This window comes from Methylobacterium sp. Leaf104 (assembly GCF_001422885.1).
Lineage (GTDB): Bacteria > Pseudomonadota > Alphaproteobacteria > Rhizobiales > Beijerinckiaceae > Methylobacterium.
In genome coordinates, this window is the sequence record NZ_LMMZ01000038.1 from 1 (window position 1) to 17,838 (window position 17,838).

Genomic DNA, 17,838 nt, shown 5'->3' on the forward strand with positions numbered 1-17,838 from the left:
CAGGCGGCGCAGGGCACGGGGGCGGTGACGACCAACATCGCGGGTGTGGCCGGGGCGGCCGAGGAGACGGGCGCGGCCGCCGCCCAGGTGCTGGGCGCCGCCTCCGAATTGTCGCGCCAGTCCGAGCATCTCAGCGCCGAGGTCCAGCGCTTCCTCGCCACCGTGCGCGCCGCCTGAGGGCCTCGCCCGGCCAGCGGGCGAGCCTCGCGCGAGGCCGCACGACCCTCGGCACGGGAAGGGCCCGGAGTAAGCCGGGCCCTTCGGCGTTTCGGGCTCAGCGGCTGCCGGCGCCGGGCTTCATGCCTGAGGCGCCCGACGCTGCGGGGGACCCACTTCCGTTCGTTTCCATGCCGGAGCGATGGGTCGAGCCCGTGGTCGCGCCCTTGTCCTGGCCCGGCGCGTAGCCCGAGGCACCGGGAGAGCCGTACTGCGACCCGTTCTGCTGCATCTCCTGGCCGGGCGCGTTGTTGGCGGAGCCCGGACCGCTGCCGGCGGCGAGGGCGGCCGTGCTGAGGGCGAGCGTGCTGGCGAGGGCGAGCGTGACGGCTTTCATGAAGAACTCCATGCTCCACGGCATTTGGGGGCGGACAACGTCCGCCTGCCGAGAAGCGTTCCGGAACCAATCAGCCCGCCGGCACCACGATTTCTGCTGCGCTGCAGGGATGACGCCGGTCGGTGACCTTGGAGTCACGGCGCGATCAGCGCGGCAAGACGCCTGACGGTCGAGCCCTTTCTCGCAGGTCGCAGGGCTATGGCAGCGCCGCCTCCGCCTGCCGGTAGGCCATCCCATGGGCCACGTAGCCCTCGACCACCCGGGCCATCATCGCGCGCTTCTCGGCATCGAGCGGCCCGAGAATGCGGGCCGGGCGCCCGCCCCAGAGGTGTCCGCCCTCCAGGAGCTGGCCCGGATCGGTGGTGGCGCCGGCAGCCAGCAGCACGTCGTCGGCGATCACGGTGCCGGGGGCGACGACGCAGCCGATGCCGATGAGGCTGCGGGCGCCGATGCGGCAGTCGGCGAGGCGGACATTGTGCCCGACCGTGGTGTCGCGCCCGAGCACGACGCCCTCGCCGCGGGTGCGGATGACGCTGTTGTCCTGGATGTTGGTGTTGGCCCCGACCACGATGGGGCCGACCTCGGCGTGCAGGTCGCAGGAGAACAGCACGGTGGAGCCGGCCCCGAGGGCGATGCGGCCGCGCAGGCGCGCGGTGCGGGCGACGTAGACGCTGGGCTCCGGCTCCGGCTCGTCGGCGGCCGGCGGCGTCGGCAGGTCGCCGGAGGCCTCGCGCAGGCGCTCCGCCTGCTCGGCGATCTCCGGCAGGCTGATCGTCCGCACCGCCTTGGCCGGGCTGCCCGCATAGGCGAAGCCGGCGGCCAGATGCGCCCGGGGGAAGACGGTGGCGCCGGCCTCGATCAGCACGCCGCTCTCGACGCGCGCGCCGTCGAGCACGATCACATCGTCCTCGATCACCACGTCCGAGCCGATGGCGCAGGCGTGCACCACGGCGTTGCGGCCCACCGTCACCCGGTCGCCCACCAGGGTCGGATAGGTGTTGGTCGCGATGTGGACGGTGGAGCGGTGGCCGAGCCAGAGGCGCTCGCCGATGACGATCCGGTCGCCGTCGGCGCGAATCACGCTGTGGTCGCCGAGCCAGGCCTGCGCGCCGATGGCCGCGTCGCCGATCACCGTGCTCGCGCGCCCGCACCAGACCGGACGGGCCGAGAAGACCGGCAGGGTGCCGTCATGGGGCAGGATCAGCTCTGGGGTCACGGCGGAAGATGTCCTTCGCATCCCGGTGGCGTCGCCGGGCGTTCGGGGGCATAGAGCGCCCGTGCCCGTGAGGGCAGGTTCGCCGGGCCTCGTCAAGGGTGTACCGCCCGGAAGGCGGCTCCGGGCCGGGCACCGTTCCGAGGGGAGACCATGCCCGAGATCAGCATCCAGAGCGCGCCCTTCGACGCGAGCGCCGAGATCGCGCGCCTCACCGACGAACTCGGGGGCCGGGCGGGGGCGATCGTCACCTTCACGGGCCTGTGCCGCGACGAGGGCGGCCGCCTCACGGGGCTCGAGCTCGAGCATTATCCCGGCATGGCCGAGGCGGAGATCGGCCGGGTGGTCGAGACCGCCCGCGGGCGCTGGCCGCTCCAGGGGGTGCGCGTGATCCACCGCCACGGCCTCGTGGCGCCGGGGGAAGGCATCGTCCTCGTGGTCACCGCGTCGAGCCACCGGATCGCGGCCTTCGAGGCGGCGAGCTTCCTGATGGACTACCTCAAGACGCGGGCGCCGTTCTGGAAGCGCGAGCACCTCGCCGACGGCACCACGGGCGGCTGGGTCGAGGCGGCGGAGGCCGATGACCGGGCCGCCGCCCGCTGGGACGCGGCGTCCGGCATGCCGCGCTAGCCGCGCCCGGCGACGGAACCCGGGCTGGGCTGGCGACATCCTCCCGCAGGAGGGGCCGGGCGCAGCGCGGCCGGACCCGTCCGGAGATCCGTCCGAAATCCGCGTGCCCGACCCGGCATGCCAGGAGCCCCACCCGTTCATGGCCATTCCCTTCCTCAGCGAGGAGCCCGCCGGCCCGCGCCCGCGCAGCTGGTCGCTCGCCGCCTCCGGCATCGCCGTCGTGGCCTTCATCGCCGTCCTGGCGCTCGCCTGGATGGCGGCCTCGACGCTGCTCCTCGTCTTCGCCGGCATCCTGCTCGGTGTCTTCCTCGACGGCTTGACGCGTCTCCTCGGCCGAGTGCTGCCGGGAAGCCGGGGCCTGCGGCTCAGCCTCGTCAGCCTCGTGCTCGCCGGTCTGACCCTCGCGCTCGTCGCCTTCGGCGGCGCCACCATCGTGCAGCAGGGGCGGGACCTCGGCCAGACCGTGGCGGCCCAGGCCGGCACCCTGCGCGACCGGCTGAAGGATTACGGCATCGACCTGCCCGAGATCGCGCCCGGCAAGGGGGCCGAAAGCAAGGGGGCCGAAAGCAAGGGCGGCGATGGCAAGGGTGCCGACCGCAGGGGCGCCGACGGCAGGGACAGCGCCTCCGGGGACGGACGGGAATCGGCGTCCAGGGACGACGATTCCGCGTCCTCGGGCCAGAAGCCCGGCGGCCTCGCCGGCCTCGCCTCGGGGGCGATGAAGAGCCCCGGCTCGCTGCTGTCGGATGCCGGCAGCGTGCTCGGGCCGGCGGCCACCGTGGTGATCGGCCTGTTCAGCGCGCTGGGCAACGCCCTCGTGATCGTCTTCCTCGGCCTCTCGGTGGCGGCCGATCCGGGCGCCTACCGCGACGGCCTCGTGCGCTTCGTGCCGCCCGCGCACCGGGACCGCGCCACCGCCCTCCTCGACGGCATGGGCGAGACCCTGCGCCACTGGCTGTTCGGCCAGCTCATCACCATGGCGGTGATCTTCGTCTGCACCTGGGCGGGCCTCGCCTTCCTCGGCATCGGCGGCGCCCTCATCCTCGGTCTCCAGGCCGGGCTCCTCGCCTTCATCCCCACCATTGGGCCGCTGATCGCCGGCGTCGTGATCCTCCTGGCCTCCCTGGCCTCGGGCACCACGGCGCTCCTCGGCGCCCTCGGCGTCTATCTCGCGGTGCAGACCCTGGAGAGCTACGGGCTCACCCCCTTCATCCAGAAGCAGGCCCTCGACATCCCGCCGGCGACGATCTTCGCCGGGCAGCTCGTGCTCGGCGTCGTCTTCGGCCTCTGGGGCATCGCCCTGGCCCTGCCGCTGATGGCGGTGGCCAAGGTGTTGCTGGCACAGCTCTACATCGAGGACACCCTGCACGAGGAGCCGGAGGGCTGAGGCGACTTCCCGGCTCCTCTGCCGGCTCCTCTGCATGCCGCCGCCCGGGATCGGAGCGTCCGGCGGGTTCCCGGCGCGCCGTCGTCGGGGCTCATTCGTCCATCAGCGGGTGCAGGTCGCGGACCATGCTCTTCAGCCGTTCGTCGAGGACGTGGGTGTAGATCTGCGTGGTCGAGATGTCGGCGTGGCCGAGCAGTTCCTGCACGATGCGCAGGTCCGCGCCGTTCTGCAGGAGGTGGCTCGCGAAGGCGTGACGCAGCACGTGCGGGCTGACCCGGTCGGCCCGGAGGCCGGCGGCCGCCGCCACGCTCTTCAGATCGCGGGCGAAGGACTGCCGGGTCAGGTGCCCGCTCGCGCTGTCGGCGGGAAACAGCCAGGGGCCGTCGGCGCGCAGGCTGGCGAGGTGGTCGCGCATGGCGCTCCGGGCGATCTCCGTGAGGGGCACCAGACGCTCGCGCCCGCCCTTGCCCTTGACCACGAGGTAGCGCTCCTTCGTGGAGGCCGCCGCCCGGGGCAGGGCGATGAGCTCCGAGACGCGCAGGCCCGTGGCGTAGAGGAGCTCGATCAGGCAGAGCATGCGTGTGCCCCGCACGTCGTCCGCCGCACTTCCCATCGCGGTCCGGCGCGCCACCGCCAGCAGCCGGTCGACCTCCGCCACCGAGAGCACCTTGGGCAGGGCCCGGACCCGTCGCGGCCCGCCGATCGGTGCGCTCGGATCGTCCTCGGCCAGGCCCTCGGCGTAGAGGAAGCGGTGGAAGCCCCGGATGCAGGAGAGGCGCCGCGCTGCCGAGGCGGCCGAGAGGCCGCGCGTCTCGAGGTCGGCGAGGTAGGCCCGCAAGGGGGCTGCCTCCATCGCGATGGGATCGTGCCCGCCCCGTGCGAGGGCGGCGAGGTAGTCGGCGAGGTCGCGCCGATAGGCCGCCAGGGTGTTGGCGGCCGCGCCCCGCTCGGCGGCGAGCATGTCGAGGTAGTCGCGGATCAGGATCTCGCCGGCGGAAGGCTCGCCGGGCGCGGTCGGAGCAGGGATCGGCGCCCGCGTCACCGGTTCGGCGGCTGGAGCTTCGAGGCGGGGATGGTCACGCTCATCTCCCGCGGGGTCGGCACCACGAAGGTCGCCAGCGCGAACATCCCCGCGAAGGCGAGCCCGGCCAGGATGGCGAGGGTGGCGAGGAAACGGAACAGGGTCGGCACTCGGACGAACCTCGATCGTGCGGCGCTGGCGACGTGAGCGCGCCTCGGGGGCCAGTTGGCTTCGGGGGCCGGATGTGGCTGGCGACAAGCTTGAGGGGTTGCATCACGCGCGGGCGCCGATGGCAATGACTTCGTGGCCACAGGCGGCGCGGCATTCCGGTGCGCGCGCCGTGGCGGGTGCTTCGCCCCCACCGGAAAACGCGCTAAGACCCGCCCAACGATGTGTAGATGTCCGTGATGACCGAAGTCCCTCCTCAGGGCGGCGTCCCGCCCCCGGGCGAACCGCCGGACGCCGCCCCCGGCGGCGAGCCGATCGAGCTGCGCCTGCGCCGGGCTCTGGGGCACCGGTCGATCGTGCTCGTCGGCCTCATGGGCGCCGGCAAGAGCACCGTCGGCCGGCGCCTGGCCACGCGTCTCGGCCTGATGTTCAAGGATGCCGACAACGAGATCGAGACGGCGGCCAAGCTCACGATCCCCGACATCTTCGCGATCTACGGCGAGCCGAGCTTTCGCGATGGCGAGGAGCGGGTGATCGCCCGCCTGATGCGCGAGGGCCCCCTGGTGCTGGCCACCGGTGGCGGCGCCTTCATGCGCGAGACCACCCGCGCGCGCATCGCCGAGGGCGGCGTCTCGATCTGGCTGAAGGCCGAGCTCGACGTGCTGATGCGCCGGGTGCGCAAGCGCGGCGGGCGCCCGCTCCTCCAGACCGAGGACCCGGAGGAGACCCTGCGCCAGCTCATGGCCCAGCGCCATCCGGTCTACGCCACCGCCGACGTGGAGGTGATCTCCCGCGACGTCGCCCACGACCGGGTCGTGCAGGACGTCATGGAAGCCCTGGACGCTCATCTGAACCGACCCTCACAGACCGGGATCGCAGCCCAGTGACCGACCGCCTCACCGTGGCCGTGCCCCTCGACCAGGGCCGCGCCTACGACATCCTGATCGGGCGCGGCCTCCTCGACGAGGCCGGCCGGCACGTGGCCGCCCTCGGGGCGAAGGCGGCGGTGATCGTTTCCGACACCAACGTGGCCGCCCTCTACGGCGCGCGCCTGCGGGACGGCCTCGCGGCGGCGGGCCTGCGCTCGGGCCTCGTCACCGTCGCCCCGGGCGAGACCTCGAAGTCCTACGCCACCTACGCGGCGGTCTGCGACGGGCTCCTCGCCCACAAGGTCGAGCGCAACGACCTCGTGGTGGCCCTCGGCGGCGGCGTCGTCGGCGACCTCGCGGGCTTCGCGGCCGCCACACTGCGCCGCGGCGTGCGCTTCGTGCAGGCGCCGACCAGTCTCCTCGCCCAGGTCGATTCCTCGGTCGGCGGCAAGACCGGGATCAACTCGCCCCACGGCAAGAACCTCATCGGTGCCTTCCATCAGCCCCGCCTGGTGCTCGCCGACACGGCCACCCTCGACACCCTGTCGGAGCGGGAGATGCGGGCGGGCTACGCCGAAGTGGCCAAGTACGGCCTCATCAACGACGCCCGCTTCTTCGACTGGTGCGAGGCGCACTGGGCCGGCATCTTCGCGGGCGGGCCGGAGCGCGACGAGGCGGTGGCGATCTGCTGCCGGTCCAAGGCCGGCGTGGTGGTGCGCGACGAGCGCGAGGACGGGGAGCGCGCCCTGCTCAACCTCGGGCACACCTTCGCGCATGCCCTGGAGCGCCTGACCGGCTACGATTCCGCCCGCCTCGTCCACGGCGAGGCGGTGGCGATCGGATTGGCCCTCGCCTTCCGCTTCTCCGCCCGCCTCGGCCTCTGCCCGGGTCAGGATGCCGGCCGCGTCGCCAATCACCTCGCCCTGGCCGGCCTGCCGACCCGGCTCCAGACGGTGCCCGGCGGCTGCGGCGACGCCGATGCGCTGGTGGCGGCGATGGCCCAGGACAAGAAGGTTCGTGACGGCGCGCTGACCTTCATCCTGGCGCGCGGCATCGGCCAGAGCTTCATCGCGCCCGGCATCGACGGTGCCGAGGTCCGCGCCTTCCTGGCCGCCGAATTGAGCGCCGCTTGAGCGCTCCCGAAACCGAGGGTCTGCATCGCCGCATCGCCGCGCTGGAGGCCGAGGTCGCCCGCCTGCGCAGCGCGCCGGCCGAGCAGCGCGAGGCGGAGCTGCACCTCATCACCGACGCGCTGCCGGTGCTCGTGGCTTGCCTCGACCGCGACTACACCTACCGATTCAACAATCGCTACTACGAGACCTGGTTCGGGCGCGGTGTGGAGACCCTGGTCGGCCGCCACGCGCGCGAGGTGCTCGGCGACGAGGTCTTCGCCCAGCGTCGCCCCGACATGGACCGGGCGCTGGCCGGCGAGAGCGTCGCGCGCGACGGAGTCCTGCCCGACCGCCAGGGCCGGCTGCGGGCCTGCGCCATCCAGTACATCCCGCGTCGGACCGGGACCGGCGGGGTGGAGGGGTTCTTCGTCCTCGCCATCGACATCGAGGAGCGCCGCGCCGCCGAGGCCCGGCGCATCGCTGTGGCCGAGCTCGGCGATCGCCTGCGCGACCTCGACGACACCGCCGCGATCGCCTACGCGGCCGCCGAGATCCTCGGCACCACCCTCGGCGTCAGCCGGGCCGGCTACGGCACCATCGACCCCGTGGCCGAAACGATCCTGATCGAGCGCGACTGGAACGCTCCCGGCATCCGGAGCCTGGCCGGGACCCTGCATTTCCGTGACTACGGCTCGTATATCGAGGATCTGAAGCGCGGCGAGACCGTGATCTGCAGCGATGCCGACACCGATCCGCGCACCGCCTCCGGCGCCGAGGCCCTGAAGGCGATCAGCGCGCAGTCCTTCGTCAACATGCCGCTCACCGAGCACGGCGGCTTCGTCGCACTCCTGTACCTCAACCACGCCACCGCCCGGTCCTGGTCGCCCGAAGAACTCGCCTTCATGCGCAACGTCGCCGAGCGCGTGCGGGCCGCGACCGAGCGCAGCCGCGCGACCTCCGCGCGACGGGCCAGCGACGCGCAGTTCCACGCCTTCGCGCAGGCCGTGCCGATCCACGTCTGGGCCGCCTCCGCCACCGGTGCCCTCGACTGGTTCAACGCCGCCTGCGCCACCTATTGCGGCCCCGCCCTCGAAGCCGTTCGCGGCGCGGCCTGGGCTCCGGTGGTCCACCCCGCCGACCGCGCGGCGATGGAAACCTGGGAGGCCTGCCGCGCCGACGGCCGGCCCTACGCGGGCGAGTTCCGCATCCGCCGCGCGGACGGCGCCCATCGCTGGTTCCTGGTCCGGGCCGAGCCGATCCGGGCGGCGGACGGCACCATTCTGCGCTGGGTCGGCACCAACACCGACATCGACGACCAGAAGACCGCCAGCGCCGAGCTGGCGCGCCTCAACACCAGCCTGGAGCGCCAGGTCGAGAGCCGCACCCGCGAGCGCGACCGCATCTGGGAGACCACCACCGACCTGATGGGCACCGCCGGGCTCGACGGCTACCTGAAGACCATCAATCCGGCCTGGGGCCGCACCCTCGGCTGGGACGACGACGCGCTGCTCGGCCGGCCCTTCGCCGCGCTGATCGATCCCGCCGACCACGCCGAGACGGCCGAGGTGGTCCATCGCCTCGCGCGGGGCGAGACCGTGACCGGCTTCGTCGATCGGGTGTTCACCAAGGCAGGCGACCGGCGCACGGTGATGTGGACGGCAGCTCCCGACGGCGAGATCTTCACCATCATCGGGCGGGACATCACCGACCAGCGCCGGACCGAGGAGGCCCTGCGCCAGGCGCAGAAGATGGAGGCGGTGGGTCAGCTCACCGGGGGCCTCGCCCACGACTTCAACAACCTGCTCACGGGCATCTCCGGCAGCCTCGAACTGCTCCAGGCCCGGATGGCGCAGGGCCGGGTCACCGACCTGGACCGCTACATCAACGCGGCGCAGGGCGCGGCCAAGCGGGCCGCGGCCCTGACGCACCGCCTCCTCGCCTTCTCGCGCCGCCAGACCCTCGACCCCAGGCCCACCAGCGTGAACGGCCTCATCGCCGGCATGGAGGAACTGGTGCGCCGGACCGTCGGCCCCGCGGTGACCATCGAGGTGGTGGGCGCGGCCGGGCTCTGGACCGCCCTGGTCGATCCGAACCAGCTCGAGAACGCTCTCCTCAACCTCTGCATCAACGCCCGCGACGCCATGCCGGAGGGCGGGCGCATCACCATCGAGACGGCGAACAAGTGGCTCGATGCCCGTGCCGCCCGCGAGCGCGACCTGGAGCCCGGCCAGTTCCTCTCCCTCTGCGTGACCGATACCGGGATCGGCATGACGCCGGAGGTGATCGCCCGCGCCTTCGACCCGTTCTTCACCACGAAGCCGCTCGGCGAGGGCACGGGCCTCGGCCTGTCGATGATCTACGGCTTCGCCCGCCAGTCGGGCGGGCAGGTGCGGATCTATTCGGAGGTCGGCCAGGGCACCACGGTCTGCCTCTACCTGCCCCGCCACTACGGGGAGGCCGAGGCCCGCGACGCCGAGGCCGATCTCGCCCACGCGCCCCGGGCGGAGCAGGGCCAGACCGTGCTCATCGTCGACGACGAGCCCACGGTGCGGATGCTGGTCACCGAGGTGCTAGAGGATCTCGGCTACACCGCCATCGAGGCGGCGGACGGGGCGGCCGGCCTCAAGGTGCTCGAATCGGACGTGCGGCTCGACCTCCTCGTCACCGATGTCGGGCTGCCCGGCGGCATGAACGGCCGCCAGATGGCCGATGCCGGCCGGGTCGTGCGCCCCGGCCTGAAGGTGCTGTTCATCACCGGCTACGCCGAGAACGCCGTGCTCGGCAACGGCTACCTCGAACCCGGCATGCAGGTCCTGACGAAGCCCTTCGTGATGGAGGCCCTGGCCGGGCGGATCAAGGAACTCATCGCCGGGACCGGAGGGCCGTGAACCGTCCGGCCCGCGCCGTGGTAATCAACGGCTCGTCCTGACGACATCCTCCGGCATCGGCGCGCATGGAACCCCATACCGATCTCTGGCTGGCCGCGAGCATCGTGGCGATCTCGCTCCTGCTCTCGGCCTTCTTCGCCGGGGCGGAGACCGCCTTCACGGCGGCGTCCCGGGCCCGGATGCTGGCCCTGGAGAATGCCGGCGACGTGCGCGCGCGCCTCGTCAACGCCATCATGGCGAGCCGCGAGCGCTTCATCGGCGCCATGCTGATCGGCTACAACATCGTGGCGATCGGTGCCTCGGCCTTCACCACCAGCGTGCTCACGACCCTCTTCGGCAAGAGCGGCGTCCTCTATGCCACCGGAGTGATGTCGGTCCTCGTCATCATCTTCGCCGAAGTCCTGCCCAAGACCCTCGCGATCAACAAGCCGGACAAGGCTGCCCTGGTCATGGCCCGGCCGGTGGCCTTCGCGGTGGCCCTGCTCGGACCGGCGGCGCTCGCCATCGAGGCCCTGGTGCGCGCCATGCTCCGGCCCTTCGGGGTCCGGATCGGCGAGCGCCAGACCATCCTCTCGGCCACCGACGAGATTCGCGGCCAGGTCGCCCTGCTGCATCGCGAGGGCGGAGTCGCCAAGGCCGAGCGCGACATGCTCGGCGGTCTCCTCGACCTGTCCGACCTCACCGTCTCCGAGGTGATGGTCCACCGCACCAAGATGCGCACCATCGATGCCGACCTGCCCTCGGAGGAGATCGTGCGCGCGGTGCTGGCCTCGCCCTACACGCGCATGCCCCTCTGGCGCGGCACCACGGAGAACATCGTCGGCGTGCTGCATGCCAAGGACCTTCTGCGCGCGCTCGATGCCGCGGGCGGCGACGCCTCCGGCCTCAAGGTCGAGGCCCTGGCGCTGGAGACCTGGTTCGTGCCGGACACCACCTCCCTGCGCGACCAGCTCAAGGCCTTTCTCACCAAGAAGACCCACTTCGCCCTGGTGGTCGACGAGTACGGCGAGGTGATGGGCCTCGTGACCCTGGAGGACATCCTCGAGGAGATCGTCGGCGACATCGCCGACGAGCACGACGTCACCGTCTCCGGCGTGCGGCCCCAGGGCGACGGCTCGGTGCAGGCCGACGGCGGCGTGCCGATCCGCGACCTCAACCGGGCGATGGACTGGGACCTGCCCGACGACGAGGCCACCACCATCGCGGGCCTCGTCATCCACGAGGCCCGGGCGATCCCCGACACCGGGACCGCCTTCAACTTCCACGGCTTCCGCTTTCAGGTCCTGCGCAAGGCCCGCAACCGGATCACCGCCCTGCGGATCACGCCCCTCGGCCCCGGTCCCCGCAAGGCGGAGCCCTGAACACCCCCGTTCCGCGGACGTCATGAACGGTCATCCAGCGTCCATACCTAGGTAACCGTGATCGTTTAGGATAACATCGGGCAGTCATCCGACTGTCTCGAGGAGGCAGGGGCCTTCCGGACATCGAGCGAGCGAGGGGGCGGAACCGATCGATGCTGCTCGATGCCTCGACCCTTCTGCTCGTGACCGTGATTCTGACCTTCATGGTCGGAAGCCTGTTCCTGCTGTCGTGGAGTCAGGCCCGGCACGTCCACGCCCTGGCGATCTGGGGTGCCGCCCACATCACCGGCGCGATGGCCTCCGCCCTGCTGTCCCTACGCGGGATCATACCGGACTGGGCCTCGATCGGCGTCGCCAACGGCGTGATGATCGGCGCCTACGGATTGATCTGGATCGGGACCCGCGCCTTCGAGGGCCGGCCCGCGCGCCTCATGCCGATCGCGGTGGCGGTGGTGCTCTGGAGCGGCAGCTGCCTGATCCCGGCCTTCTTCACCTCGGTTCCCGCCCGGGTCATGCTGGCTTCGAGCCTCGCCGGCGGCTTCTGTCTTCTCGCCGCGCGCGAGATCTGGCGGGCACGGGCCGAGCCCCTGGTGTCGCGCTATCCCGGGGTCGCCCTGCTGTTGCTCTACACCGTCGCCTACTGGATCCGCGTGCCCCTCGCGATCGCCGCGCCGCCGCAGACCCAGCCGAATCCGTTGCAGACGCCCTGGCTGACGATCCTGTGCCTCGCCGGCATGCTCTTCACCCTGGCGATCGCCTTCGTGTTCATGTCGCTGACGAAGGAGCGCGCGGAGCGCCTGCAGCGGCTGGCCGCCGACACCGACGCGCTCACCGGCATCCTGAGCCGGCGCGCCTTCGTGGCCCGGGCGGAGACGGCCCTGACCGACGGGGGCGACGTCACCCTGCTCCTGTTCGACCTCGACCATTTCAAGCGCATCAACGACGTGCACGGCCACGCGGTGGGCGACGGCGTCCTCGTCGGGTTCTGCCACGCGGTGGCGGCGCTGCTGCCGGGCTCCGCGATCTTCGGGCGGATGGGCGGTGAGGAATTCGCCTGTCTCCTGCGCGGCCTGACCCCGGAGGACGCCCTGGCCAAGGCCGAGTTCCTGCGCCGCGCCGTGGCCCGGATCGCCGTGTCGGAACTGCCGCAACTCGCCATCAGCGTCAGCATCGGACTCGCGACAGCGGAGGCCGCGGCTTCGGCAGCGCCCGGCCGCCGCCTCGATGCCCTGCTCAGCCGGGCCGACGCCGCCCTCTACCGAGCCAAGCGCAATGGACGCGGGCGGACCGAGCCCGCGCCGCGCCCGCTGCGCCGGGTCGCCTGAGGTCCGTTACGGCGCCTTCTGGGCCGGAGCGGGCGCCACGGCGGGGGCCGCGGCCGTGCGGTCGATCTTGGCGCCCTCGCGCAGCTTGAGGATCAGGTCCTGCTGCGCCTTGCGGGTGAGGTACTGGTCCACCTGCTCCCTCATCTCGTCGAAGGTCGGGACCGGCTTCGTGCGCTTCTCCTCGAGCTTGATCACGTGCCAGCCGAACTGGGTCTTGACCGGATCGGAGACCTGGCCCGGGCTCATCTTGAAGGCGGCCTCCGCGAAGGGGGCGACCATGCGCTCCTTCGTGAACCAGCCGAGATCGCCGCCCTCGGTCTTCGAGCCGGGATCCTTCGACACCTCGGCCGCGACCCGGGCGAAGTCCTCGCCGCCCTTGATGCGCGCGGCGATCTTCTTGGCCTCGTCCTCGCTCTCCACGAGGATGTGGCGGGCATGCACCTCCTCCTCGGGCTTCATCGCCTTGACGGTCTGATCGTAGAGAGCCTTGGCCGCCTCCGGTGTGGCCGCCTTCTTGGCCTCCCGCTCCAGGTACTCGTCGAGGAGGAGCTTGTCCTTGAAGTAGGCGAGCTTGCGCTGGAAGTCCGGCGAATCACCGACCTTGGCGGCCTCCGCCGCCTGGGCCCCGACCTTGAGGTCGATCATGTAGTCGACGAGCAGGGACTTCTTCTGGGCGTCGTCGACCCCTGGCAGCGACAGGGCCGGATCCTCCGCCGCGATGGCGAGATCGCCCGCCGTGATCGGCGCCCCGTTCACCTTCGCCACCACGGTCTCGGGGGCCACCGGGGCGGCCGGAGCCGCGGGTGCGGCCGGCGCCGCGGCGGGCGACTGCGCCCGGGCGGAGGCCAGCGGCAGGCTCAGGGCCAGGGCGACGGCGCCCGTGCGCAGGAGACCCGTGCGCAGGAGACCCTTGGGCAGGAGACCGGGGCGCGAGAGGGACTTGATCATCGTCATGGAGGCGTCCTTGGGAGCGCCGCCCGCGTCCCGGCGCAGGCCGGCCGGAGGTCGTCGCATGGGGCGGTCGAGAGAGACGGGCGGCCGGAAGCCGCGGTTTTGCCGCGACATCAGGTGGCGCGTGCGCGCGCCGATGGCAAGCATGGTCGTGGCGCGGAACGGTCGAATCCAAGCGCAGGGTCTCGGCGAATCCGACGGGTTCCCGAGAGGCGTCGTTAAGCCGGTTCGCCTAGCCTCACCGGGTCCAATCGTTGAGGAGATCACGATGCGGGGAGGTCTCGTCATCGCTGCGGCCGTGCTTGCCCTGATCGTCGGCCTGGCAGGCGAGGCCGAGGCGCGGGGGCGCGGGTTCCGGGGTGGCGCGCGCGGCGGACAGGCCGGAGGCGTCGTCCTCGTATCCTCCGGCGGCGCGGCGGCGTCGGTGTCCCGGCCCCGCCTCGACCCTGCTCCCGGAGCGCGCGATCCCGGCTTGCGCCGGGTGATGCCCGTCCTCGCCGCGAGTCCTCGGGCGCCCCGCGAGGTCCGGACCGCCGAGATGGGATGTGAGCCGCGGCGAGTGGTCGGCGCCGGCGCCGGTTTCTGCGTCATCAACTGACAGCGGACCTCCGAGCCCGGTCATCGCGCGCCGGATCGAAACGGAGCCGTACCGCGTTTGTGTGCAACGTCGGCGCCCGCCCGACCGCCCGGGCGCGCGGCCGCTCGGCGTCGTCCGTCCGCTATGCGCAGGCCCCGCCGCACCCCGCTTCCGGGCGTTGAGGCCGGGGCGGCTCTTTCGGATGCGCCGGCCCGTGTTTACCTCTATAAGCCCGGCCAACATTCGCCTTCAGACTTTTCGATCGACCGTAGGTTCACGATGCTCGGTGCCCTCGCCAAGAAGATTTTCGGCTCGTCCAACGACCGGCGCGTGAAGGGCTATCGTCCCCGTGTGGCCGAGATCAACGCCTTGGAGCCGCAGGTCGCCGCGCTCTCCGACGACGACCTGCGCGCCCGCACCACGACGCTGAAGGCCGAGCTCGCCGCCGGCAAGACCCTCGACGACATCCTGGTGCCCGCCTTCGCCACCGTGCGCGAGGCCGCCAAGCGCGTTCTCGGCCAGCGCCACTTCGACGTCCAGCTCATCGGCGGCATGGTTCTGCACGAGAGCGGCATCGCCGAGATGCGCACCGGCGAGGGCAAGACCCTGGTGGCAACCCTGCCGGTCTACCTCAACGCCCTCTCGGGCCTCGGCGTCCACGTCGTCACCGTCAACGACTACCTCGCCGCCCGCGATGCGGAATGGATGGGCCGGGTCTACCGCTTCCTCGGACTCACCGTCGGCACCATCGTACACGGTCTCGACGACGAGCAGCGGAAGGAGGCCTACGCCTGCGACATCACCTACGGCACCAACAACGAGTTCGGGTTCGACTACCTGCGCGACAACATGAAGTACGAGCTCTCGCAGCTCTCGCAGCGCGGGCATAACTACGCGATCGTGGACGAGGTCGACTCGATCCTGATCGACGAGGCGCGGACCCCGCTCATCATCTCAGGCCCGGTGGACGACCGTTCCGAGCTCTACGTCGCCGTCGACGCCCTGATGCCCCACCTGGAGCGCGAGCATTACGACCTCGACGAGAAGCAGCGCACAGTCTCGCTGACCGAGAGCGGCAACGAGTTCGTCGAGGATCTCCTGCGCGGCGCGGACCTTCTGAAGGAAGGCGATCTCTACGACGCGCACAACGTCTCGCTGGTCCATCACGTGAACCTGGGCTTACGCGCCCACACCCTGTTCACCCTGGACAAGGACTACATCGTCAAGAACGACGAGGTGGTGATCATCGACGAGTTCACCGGTCGCATGATGCAGGGCCGGCGCTACTCAGAGGGCCTGCACCAGGCCCTGGAGGCCAAGGAGCGGGTGACGATCCAGCCCGAGAACCAGACGCTGGCCTCGATCACCTTCCAGAACTACTTCCGCCTCTACTCCAAGCTCGCCGGCATGACCGGCACCGCCTCCACCGAGGCGGACGAGTTCGCCGAGATCTACAAGCTCGAGGTCGTCGACATTCCGACCAACAAGGAGGTCGAGCGCGTCGACGAGGACGACGAGGTCTACCGGACTGTGGGCGAGAAGTACGACGGCATCATCGCCGAGATCGAGAAGGCCCATGCCCGCCACCAGCCGATCCTGGTCGGCACCGGCTCGATCGAGAAGTCGCAGCATCTCGCCGAGATGCTGGTCAAGGCAGGCTTCCGCCAGCTCGACTACTCGGACCCCAATGCCCTGACCGACGTCTACGCCGCCGCCCGCGAGGGCCGGGTGACGAAGCGCTTCGCCGTGCTGAATGCCCGCTTCCACGAGCAGGAGGCCTACATCGTCGCCGAGGCCGGCGTGCCTGGCGCCATCACCATCGCGACCAACATGGCCGGTCGCGGCACCGACATCAAACTCGGCGGCAACGTCGAGATGCGGGTGGAGAAGGAAGTCGCGGGCGTGCCCGAGGGGCCGGAGCGCGACGGGAAGATCGAGGCGATCAAGGCCGAGATCGCCGAGAACCGCGACAAGGTCCTGGCCTCCGGCGAGCCGGCCGACCCGGCCGCGGGCCGCAAGGTCGCCCTGCCGGGCGGCCTCTACATCATCGGCACCGAGCGCCACGAATCCCGCCGCATCGACAACCAGCTGCGAGGCCGCTCCGGACGCCAGGGCGATCCCGGCCGCTCGAAGTTCTACCTGTCGCTCCAGGACGACCTGATGCGGATCTTCGGATCCGACCGCATGGACGGCATGCTGACCCGTCTCGGCCTGGAGCAGGGCGAGGCGATCATCCACCCCTGGATCAACAAGGCCATCGAGAAGGCGCAGCAGAAGGTCGAGGCGCGCAACTTCGACATGCGCAAGAACGTGCTCAAGTACGACAACGTCATGAACGACCAGCGCAAGGTGGTGTTCGAGCAGCGCCGCGACTTCATGGGCCAGGAGAGCGTGCGCGAGACCGTGGACGAGATGCGCCACGGCGTCGTCGACGACCTCGTGGCCGTGCACGTGCCCGAGAACGCCTATGCCGAGCAGTGGGACATCGAGGGCCTGCGCGAGCGGGTCCAGACCGTGCTCAACCTGGACGTGCCGGTGGAAGACTGGGCCAAGGAGGAGGGCATCGCCGACGAGGAGATGCGCGACCGCCTACGGCAGGCCGCCGACGAGGCCTATGCCCTGCGTACCGAGAAGAACACGCCCGAGGTGATGACCTATGTGGAGAAGCAGGTGCTCCTGCAGACCCTCGATCACCTCTGGCGCGAGCACCTCGTCACCCTCGACCACCTGCGCCAAGTGGTGGGCTGGCGCGGCGTCGCCCAGCGCGATCCCCTGAACGAGTACAAATCCGAGGCGTTCGAGCTGTTCAACAGCCTGGTCGCCGCCCTGCGCGAGCAGGTGACGCAGCAGCTCTCGCGCATCGAGATCATGTACGAGGAGCCGCCCGCGGAGGGCGCCGACAATCCCTTCGCCCAGCCCGGCCTGCCGCCGATGTTTGCTCAGCACCTCGATCCCGTCACCGGCGAGAACGAGATGGCGGGCCACGGCTCCGGCAGCGACGGGGGCGGGGGACCCGCCTACGGCTACGCCGCCCGCGAGATGGCCACGGACACGGCCGTTCTCGAGCGCAACCCGGACGATTCCTCCACCTGGGGCCGCGTCGGGCGCAACGAGCCGTGCCCCTGCGGCTCGGGCAAGAAGTACAAGCACTGCCATGGGACGCTGACGGCCTGAGCGTGCCGGACGTCGCCTACGGCATCGAGCCCGACCTCGACGCGGCGGAATTCCGCCGCGTCCTGATCGAATCGGGTCTCGCGGCGCGCCGCCCGGTCGACGACCTGCCGCGCCTCGCGCGGATGCTGGCGCAGGCCGACCTCGTGGTCACCGCCCGGCGGGACGGCGACCTCGTCGGGGTCGCGCGCACGCTCACCGACTTCGTGTTCTGCGCCTACCTCTCCGACCTGGCCGTGAGCCGCTCGGTCCAGGGCCTCCGGATCGGCCAGGGCCTGATCGCGGCCACCCGCGCGGCGGTCGGCCCCCAGGTCTCGCTCCTGCTGACGGCCGCTCCCGGGGCCGTCAACTTCTACGATCGGATCGGGATGCCGCGGGTCGCGGACGCCTTCCGCTACGACCGCGAGGCCTGACCCGCCGCCTCGGAATTGCCGCCTCTGCCCGAAAACGAACCCATTTGGTGGTCAAGCCTAATGGATACGCTTGAGGGAGTGGGACAAGGCGGCATGCAGGACATCCGATCGGCGACGACGCTGCCTCTACTTGGTCTACTCCTGGTGGTTCCGGCTCTCGGTGGTTGCAATACCTATGCGGGTGCACCGACGTCGACTG

The 17,838-nt window shown here is 71.4% G+C and carries 15 protein-coding genes and 1 pseudogene; 11 read left to right on the forward strand and 5 right to left on the reverse strand.

The features are described from left to right. Positions 1-177: pseudogene (locus ASF49_RS24590) on the forward strand (methyl-accepting chemotaxis protein); the annotation flags it as partial. Positions 178-274: 97 nt separating this feature from the next. Here the strand turns inward: ASF49_RS24590 and ASF49_RS18530 are convergent. Together ASF49_RS18530 and ASF49_RS18535 are read right to left on the reverse strand one after the other, a co-directional pair. Further along, entirely contained in the window at positions 275-553 is a 279-nt protein-coding gene (locus ASF49_RS18530) for a hypothetical protein (RefSeq protein ID WP_082511424.1), read from the reverse strand. A 196-nt stretch (positions 554-749) separates the two neighbouring features. Next, entirely contained in the window at positions 750-1,769 is a 1,020-nt protein-coding gene (locus ASF49_RS18535; RefSeq protein ID WP_056476446.1) for a gamma carbonic anhydrase family protein, read from the reverse strand. A gap of 150 nt (positions 1,770-1,919) precedes the next feature. Here ASF49_RS18535 and ASF49_RS18540 point away from each other — a divergent pair, with 150 nt between their 5' ends. Together ASF49_RS18540 and ASF49_RS18545 are read left to right on the forward strand one after the other, a co-directional pair. Then, positions 1,920-2,396 carry a molybdenum cofactor biosynthesis protein MoaE gene (locus tag ASF49_RS18540; RefSeq protein ID WP_056476449.1) on the forward strand — a complete coding sequence of 159 codons (477 nt, stop codon included), beginning with the start codon at positions 1,920-1,922 and terminating at the stop codon, positions 2,394-2,396. Positions 2,397-2,535: 139 nt separating this feature from the next. Then, complete coding sequence (locus ASF49_RS18545) at positions 2,536-3,783, forward strand: AI-2E family transporter (RefSeq protein ID WP_056476452.1); 1,248 nt, start codon at positions 2,536-2,538, stop codon at positions 3,781-3,783. 91 nt (positions 3,784-3,874) lie between these two features. On the opposite strand, the gene ASF49_RS18550 is transcribed toward ASF49_RS18545, so the two are convergent. Further along, positions 3,875-4,810 (reverse strand): site-specific tyrosine recombinase XerD, encoded by a 936-nt coding sequence (locus ASF49_RS18550; RefSeq protein WP_272481517.1) that lies wholly within the window; start codon positions 4,808-4,810, stop codon positions 3,875-3,877. A gap of 11 nt (positions 4,811-4,821) precedes the next feature. Continuing rightward, positions 4,822-4,974, reverse strand: a complete 153-nt coding sequence (locus ASF49_RS23865; protein ID WP_055946764.1) for a hypothetical protein — start codon at positions 4,972-4,974, stop codon at positions 4,822-4,824. A gap of 237 nt (positions 4,975-5,211) precedes the next feature. Between ASF49_RS23865 and ASF49_RS18560 the strand changes: the two genes are divergently transcribed. The 5 genes from ASF49_RS18560 (at position 5,212) to ASF49_RS18580 (ending at position 12,527) form a co-directional block, all read left to right on the forward strand. Continuing rightward, positions 5,212-5,859 carry a shikimate kinase gene (locus ASF49_RS18560; RefSeq protein WP_082511426.1) on the forward strand — a complete coding sequence of 216 codons (648 nt, stop codon included), beginning with the start codon at positions 5,212-5,214 and terminating at the stop codon, positions 5,857-5,859. Next, positions 5,856-6,974, forward strand: coding sequence for a 3-dehydroquinate synthase (gene aroB, locus ASF49_RS18565; RefSeq protein ID WP_056476455.1), 1,119 nt, complete (start codon positions 5,856-5,858; stop codon positions 6,972-6,974). Before ASF49_RS18560 ends, aroB begins: the two co-directional genes overlap by 4 nt. Continuing rightward, positions 6,971-9,841 carry a PAS domain S-box protein gene (locus tag ASF49_RS18570; RefSeq protein WP_056476457.1) on the forward strand — a complete coding sequence of 957 codons (2,871 nt, stop codon included), beginning with the start codon at positions 6,971-6,973 and terminating at the stop codon, positions 9,839-9,841. Before aroB ends, ASF49_RS18570 begins: the two co-directional genes overlap by 4 nt. A gap of 65 nt (positions 9,842-9,906) precedes the next feature. Continuing rightward, entirely contained in the window at positions 9,907-11,202 is a 1,296-nt protein-coding gene (locus ASF49_RS18575; protein ID WP_056476460.1) for an HlyC/CorC family transporter, read from the forward strand. A 152-nt stretch (positions 11,203-11,354) separates the two neighbouring features. Next, positions 11,355-12,527, forward strand: coding sequence for a GGDEF domain-containing protein (locus ASF49_RS18580; protein ID WP_056476463.1), 1,173 nt, complete (start codon positions 11,355-11,357; stop codon positions 12,525-12,527). Between the two features lie 6 nt (positions 12,528-12,533). Here ASF49_RS18580 and ASF49_RS18585 read toward each other — a convergent pair whose 3' ends face one another. Beyond that, positions 12,534-13,475 carry a peptidylprolyl isomerase gene (locus tag ASF49_RS18585; protein ID WP_056477047.1) on the reverse strand — a complete coding sequence of 314 codons (942 nt, stop codon included), beginning with the start codon at positions 13,473-13,475 and terminating at the stop codon, positions 12,534-12,536. Positions 13,476-13,746: 271 nt separating this feature from the next. Between ASF49_RS18585 and ASF49_RS18590 the strand changes: the two genes are divergently transcribed. The 3 genes from ASF49_RS18590 (at position 13,747) to ASF49_RS18600 (ending at position 17,639) form a co-directional block, all read left to right on the forward strand. After that, positions 13,747-14,076 carry a hypothetical protein gene (locus tag ASF49_RS18590; RefSeq protein ID WP_056476466.1) on the forward strand — a complete coding sequence of 110 codons (330 nt, stop codon included), beginning with the start codon at positions 13,747-13,749 and terminating at the stop codon, positions 14,074-14,076. Between the two features lie 258 nt (positions 14,077-14,334). Further along, on the forward strand, positions 14,335-17,229 hold the full coding sequence (gene secA, locus ASF49_RS18595; protein WP_056476469.1) for a preprotein translocase subunit SecA: 2,895 nt from the start codon (positions 14,335-14,337) through the stop codon (positions 17,227-17,229). After that, complete coding sequence (locus ASF49_RS18600; protein ID WP_279292734.1) at positions 17,226-17,639, forward strand: GNAT family N-acetyltransferase; 414 nt, start codon at positions 17,226-17,228, stop codon at positions 17,637-17,639. Before secA ends, ASF49_RS18600 begins: the two co-directional genes overlap by 4 nt. Positions 17,640-17,838 lie beyond the last annotated feature (199 nt).

Bases quoted from the DNA above. Each gene is read 5' to 3' on its own strand.
- ASF49_RS18530 (WP_082511424.1), bottom strand. From the start codon at position 553: ATGAAAGCCGTCACGCTCGCCCTCGCCAGCACGCTCGCCCTCAGCACG.
- ASF49_RS18540 (WP_056476449.1), top strand. From the start codon at position 1,920: ATGCCCGAGATCAGCATCCAGAGCGCGCCCTTCGACGCGAGCGCCGAG.
- ASF49_RS18545 (WP_056476452.1), top strand. From the start codon at position 2,536: ATGGCCATTCCCTTCCTCAGCGAGGAGCCCGCCGGCCCGCGCCCGCGC.
- ASF49_RS18560 (WP_082511426.1), top strand. From the start codon at position 5,212: ATGACCGAAGTCCCTCCTCAGGGCGGCGTCCCGCCCCCGGGCGAACCG.
- ASF49_RS18575 (WP_056476460.1), top strand. From the start codon at position 9,907: ATGGAACCCCATACCGATCTCTGGCTGGCCGCGAGCATCGTGGCGATC.
- ASF49_RS18580 (WP_056476463.1), top strand. From the start codon at position 11,355: ATGCTGCTCGATGCCTCGACCCTTCTGCTCGTGACCGTGATTCTGACC.
- ASF49_RS18585 (WP_056477047.1), bottom strand. From the start codon at position 13,475: ATGATCAAGTCCCTCTCGCGCCCCGGTCTCCTGCCCAAGGGTCTCCTG.
- ASF49_RS18590 (WP_056476466.1), top strand. From the start codon at position 13,747: ATGCGGGGAGGTCTCGTCATCGCTGCGGCCGTGCTTGCCCTGATCGTC.
- secA (WP_056476469.1), top strand. From the start codon at position 14,335: ATGCTCGGTGCCCTCGCCAAGAAGATTTTCGGCTCGTCCAACGACCGG.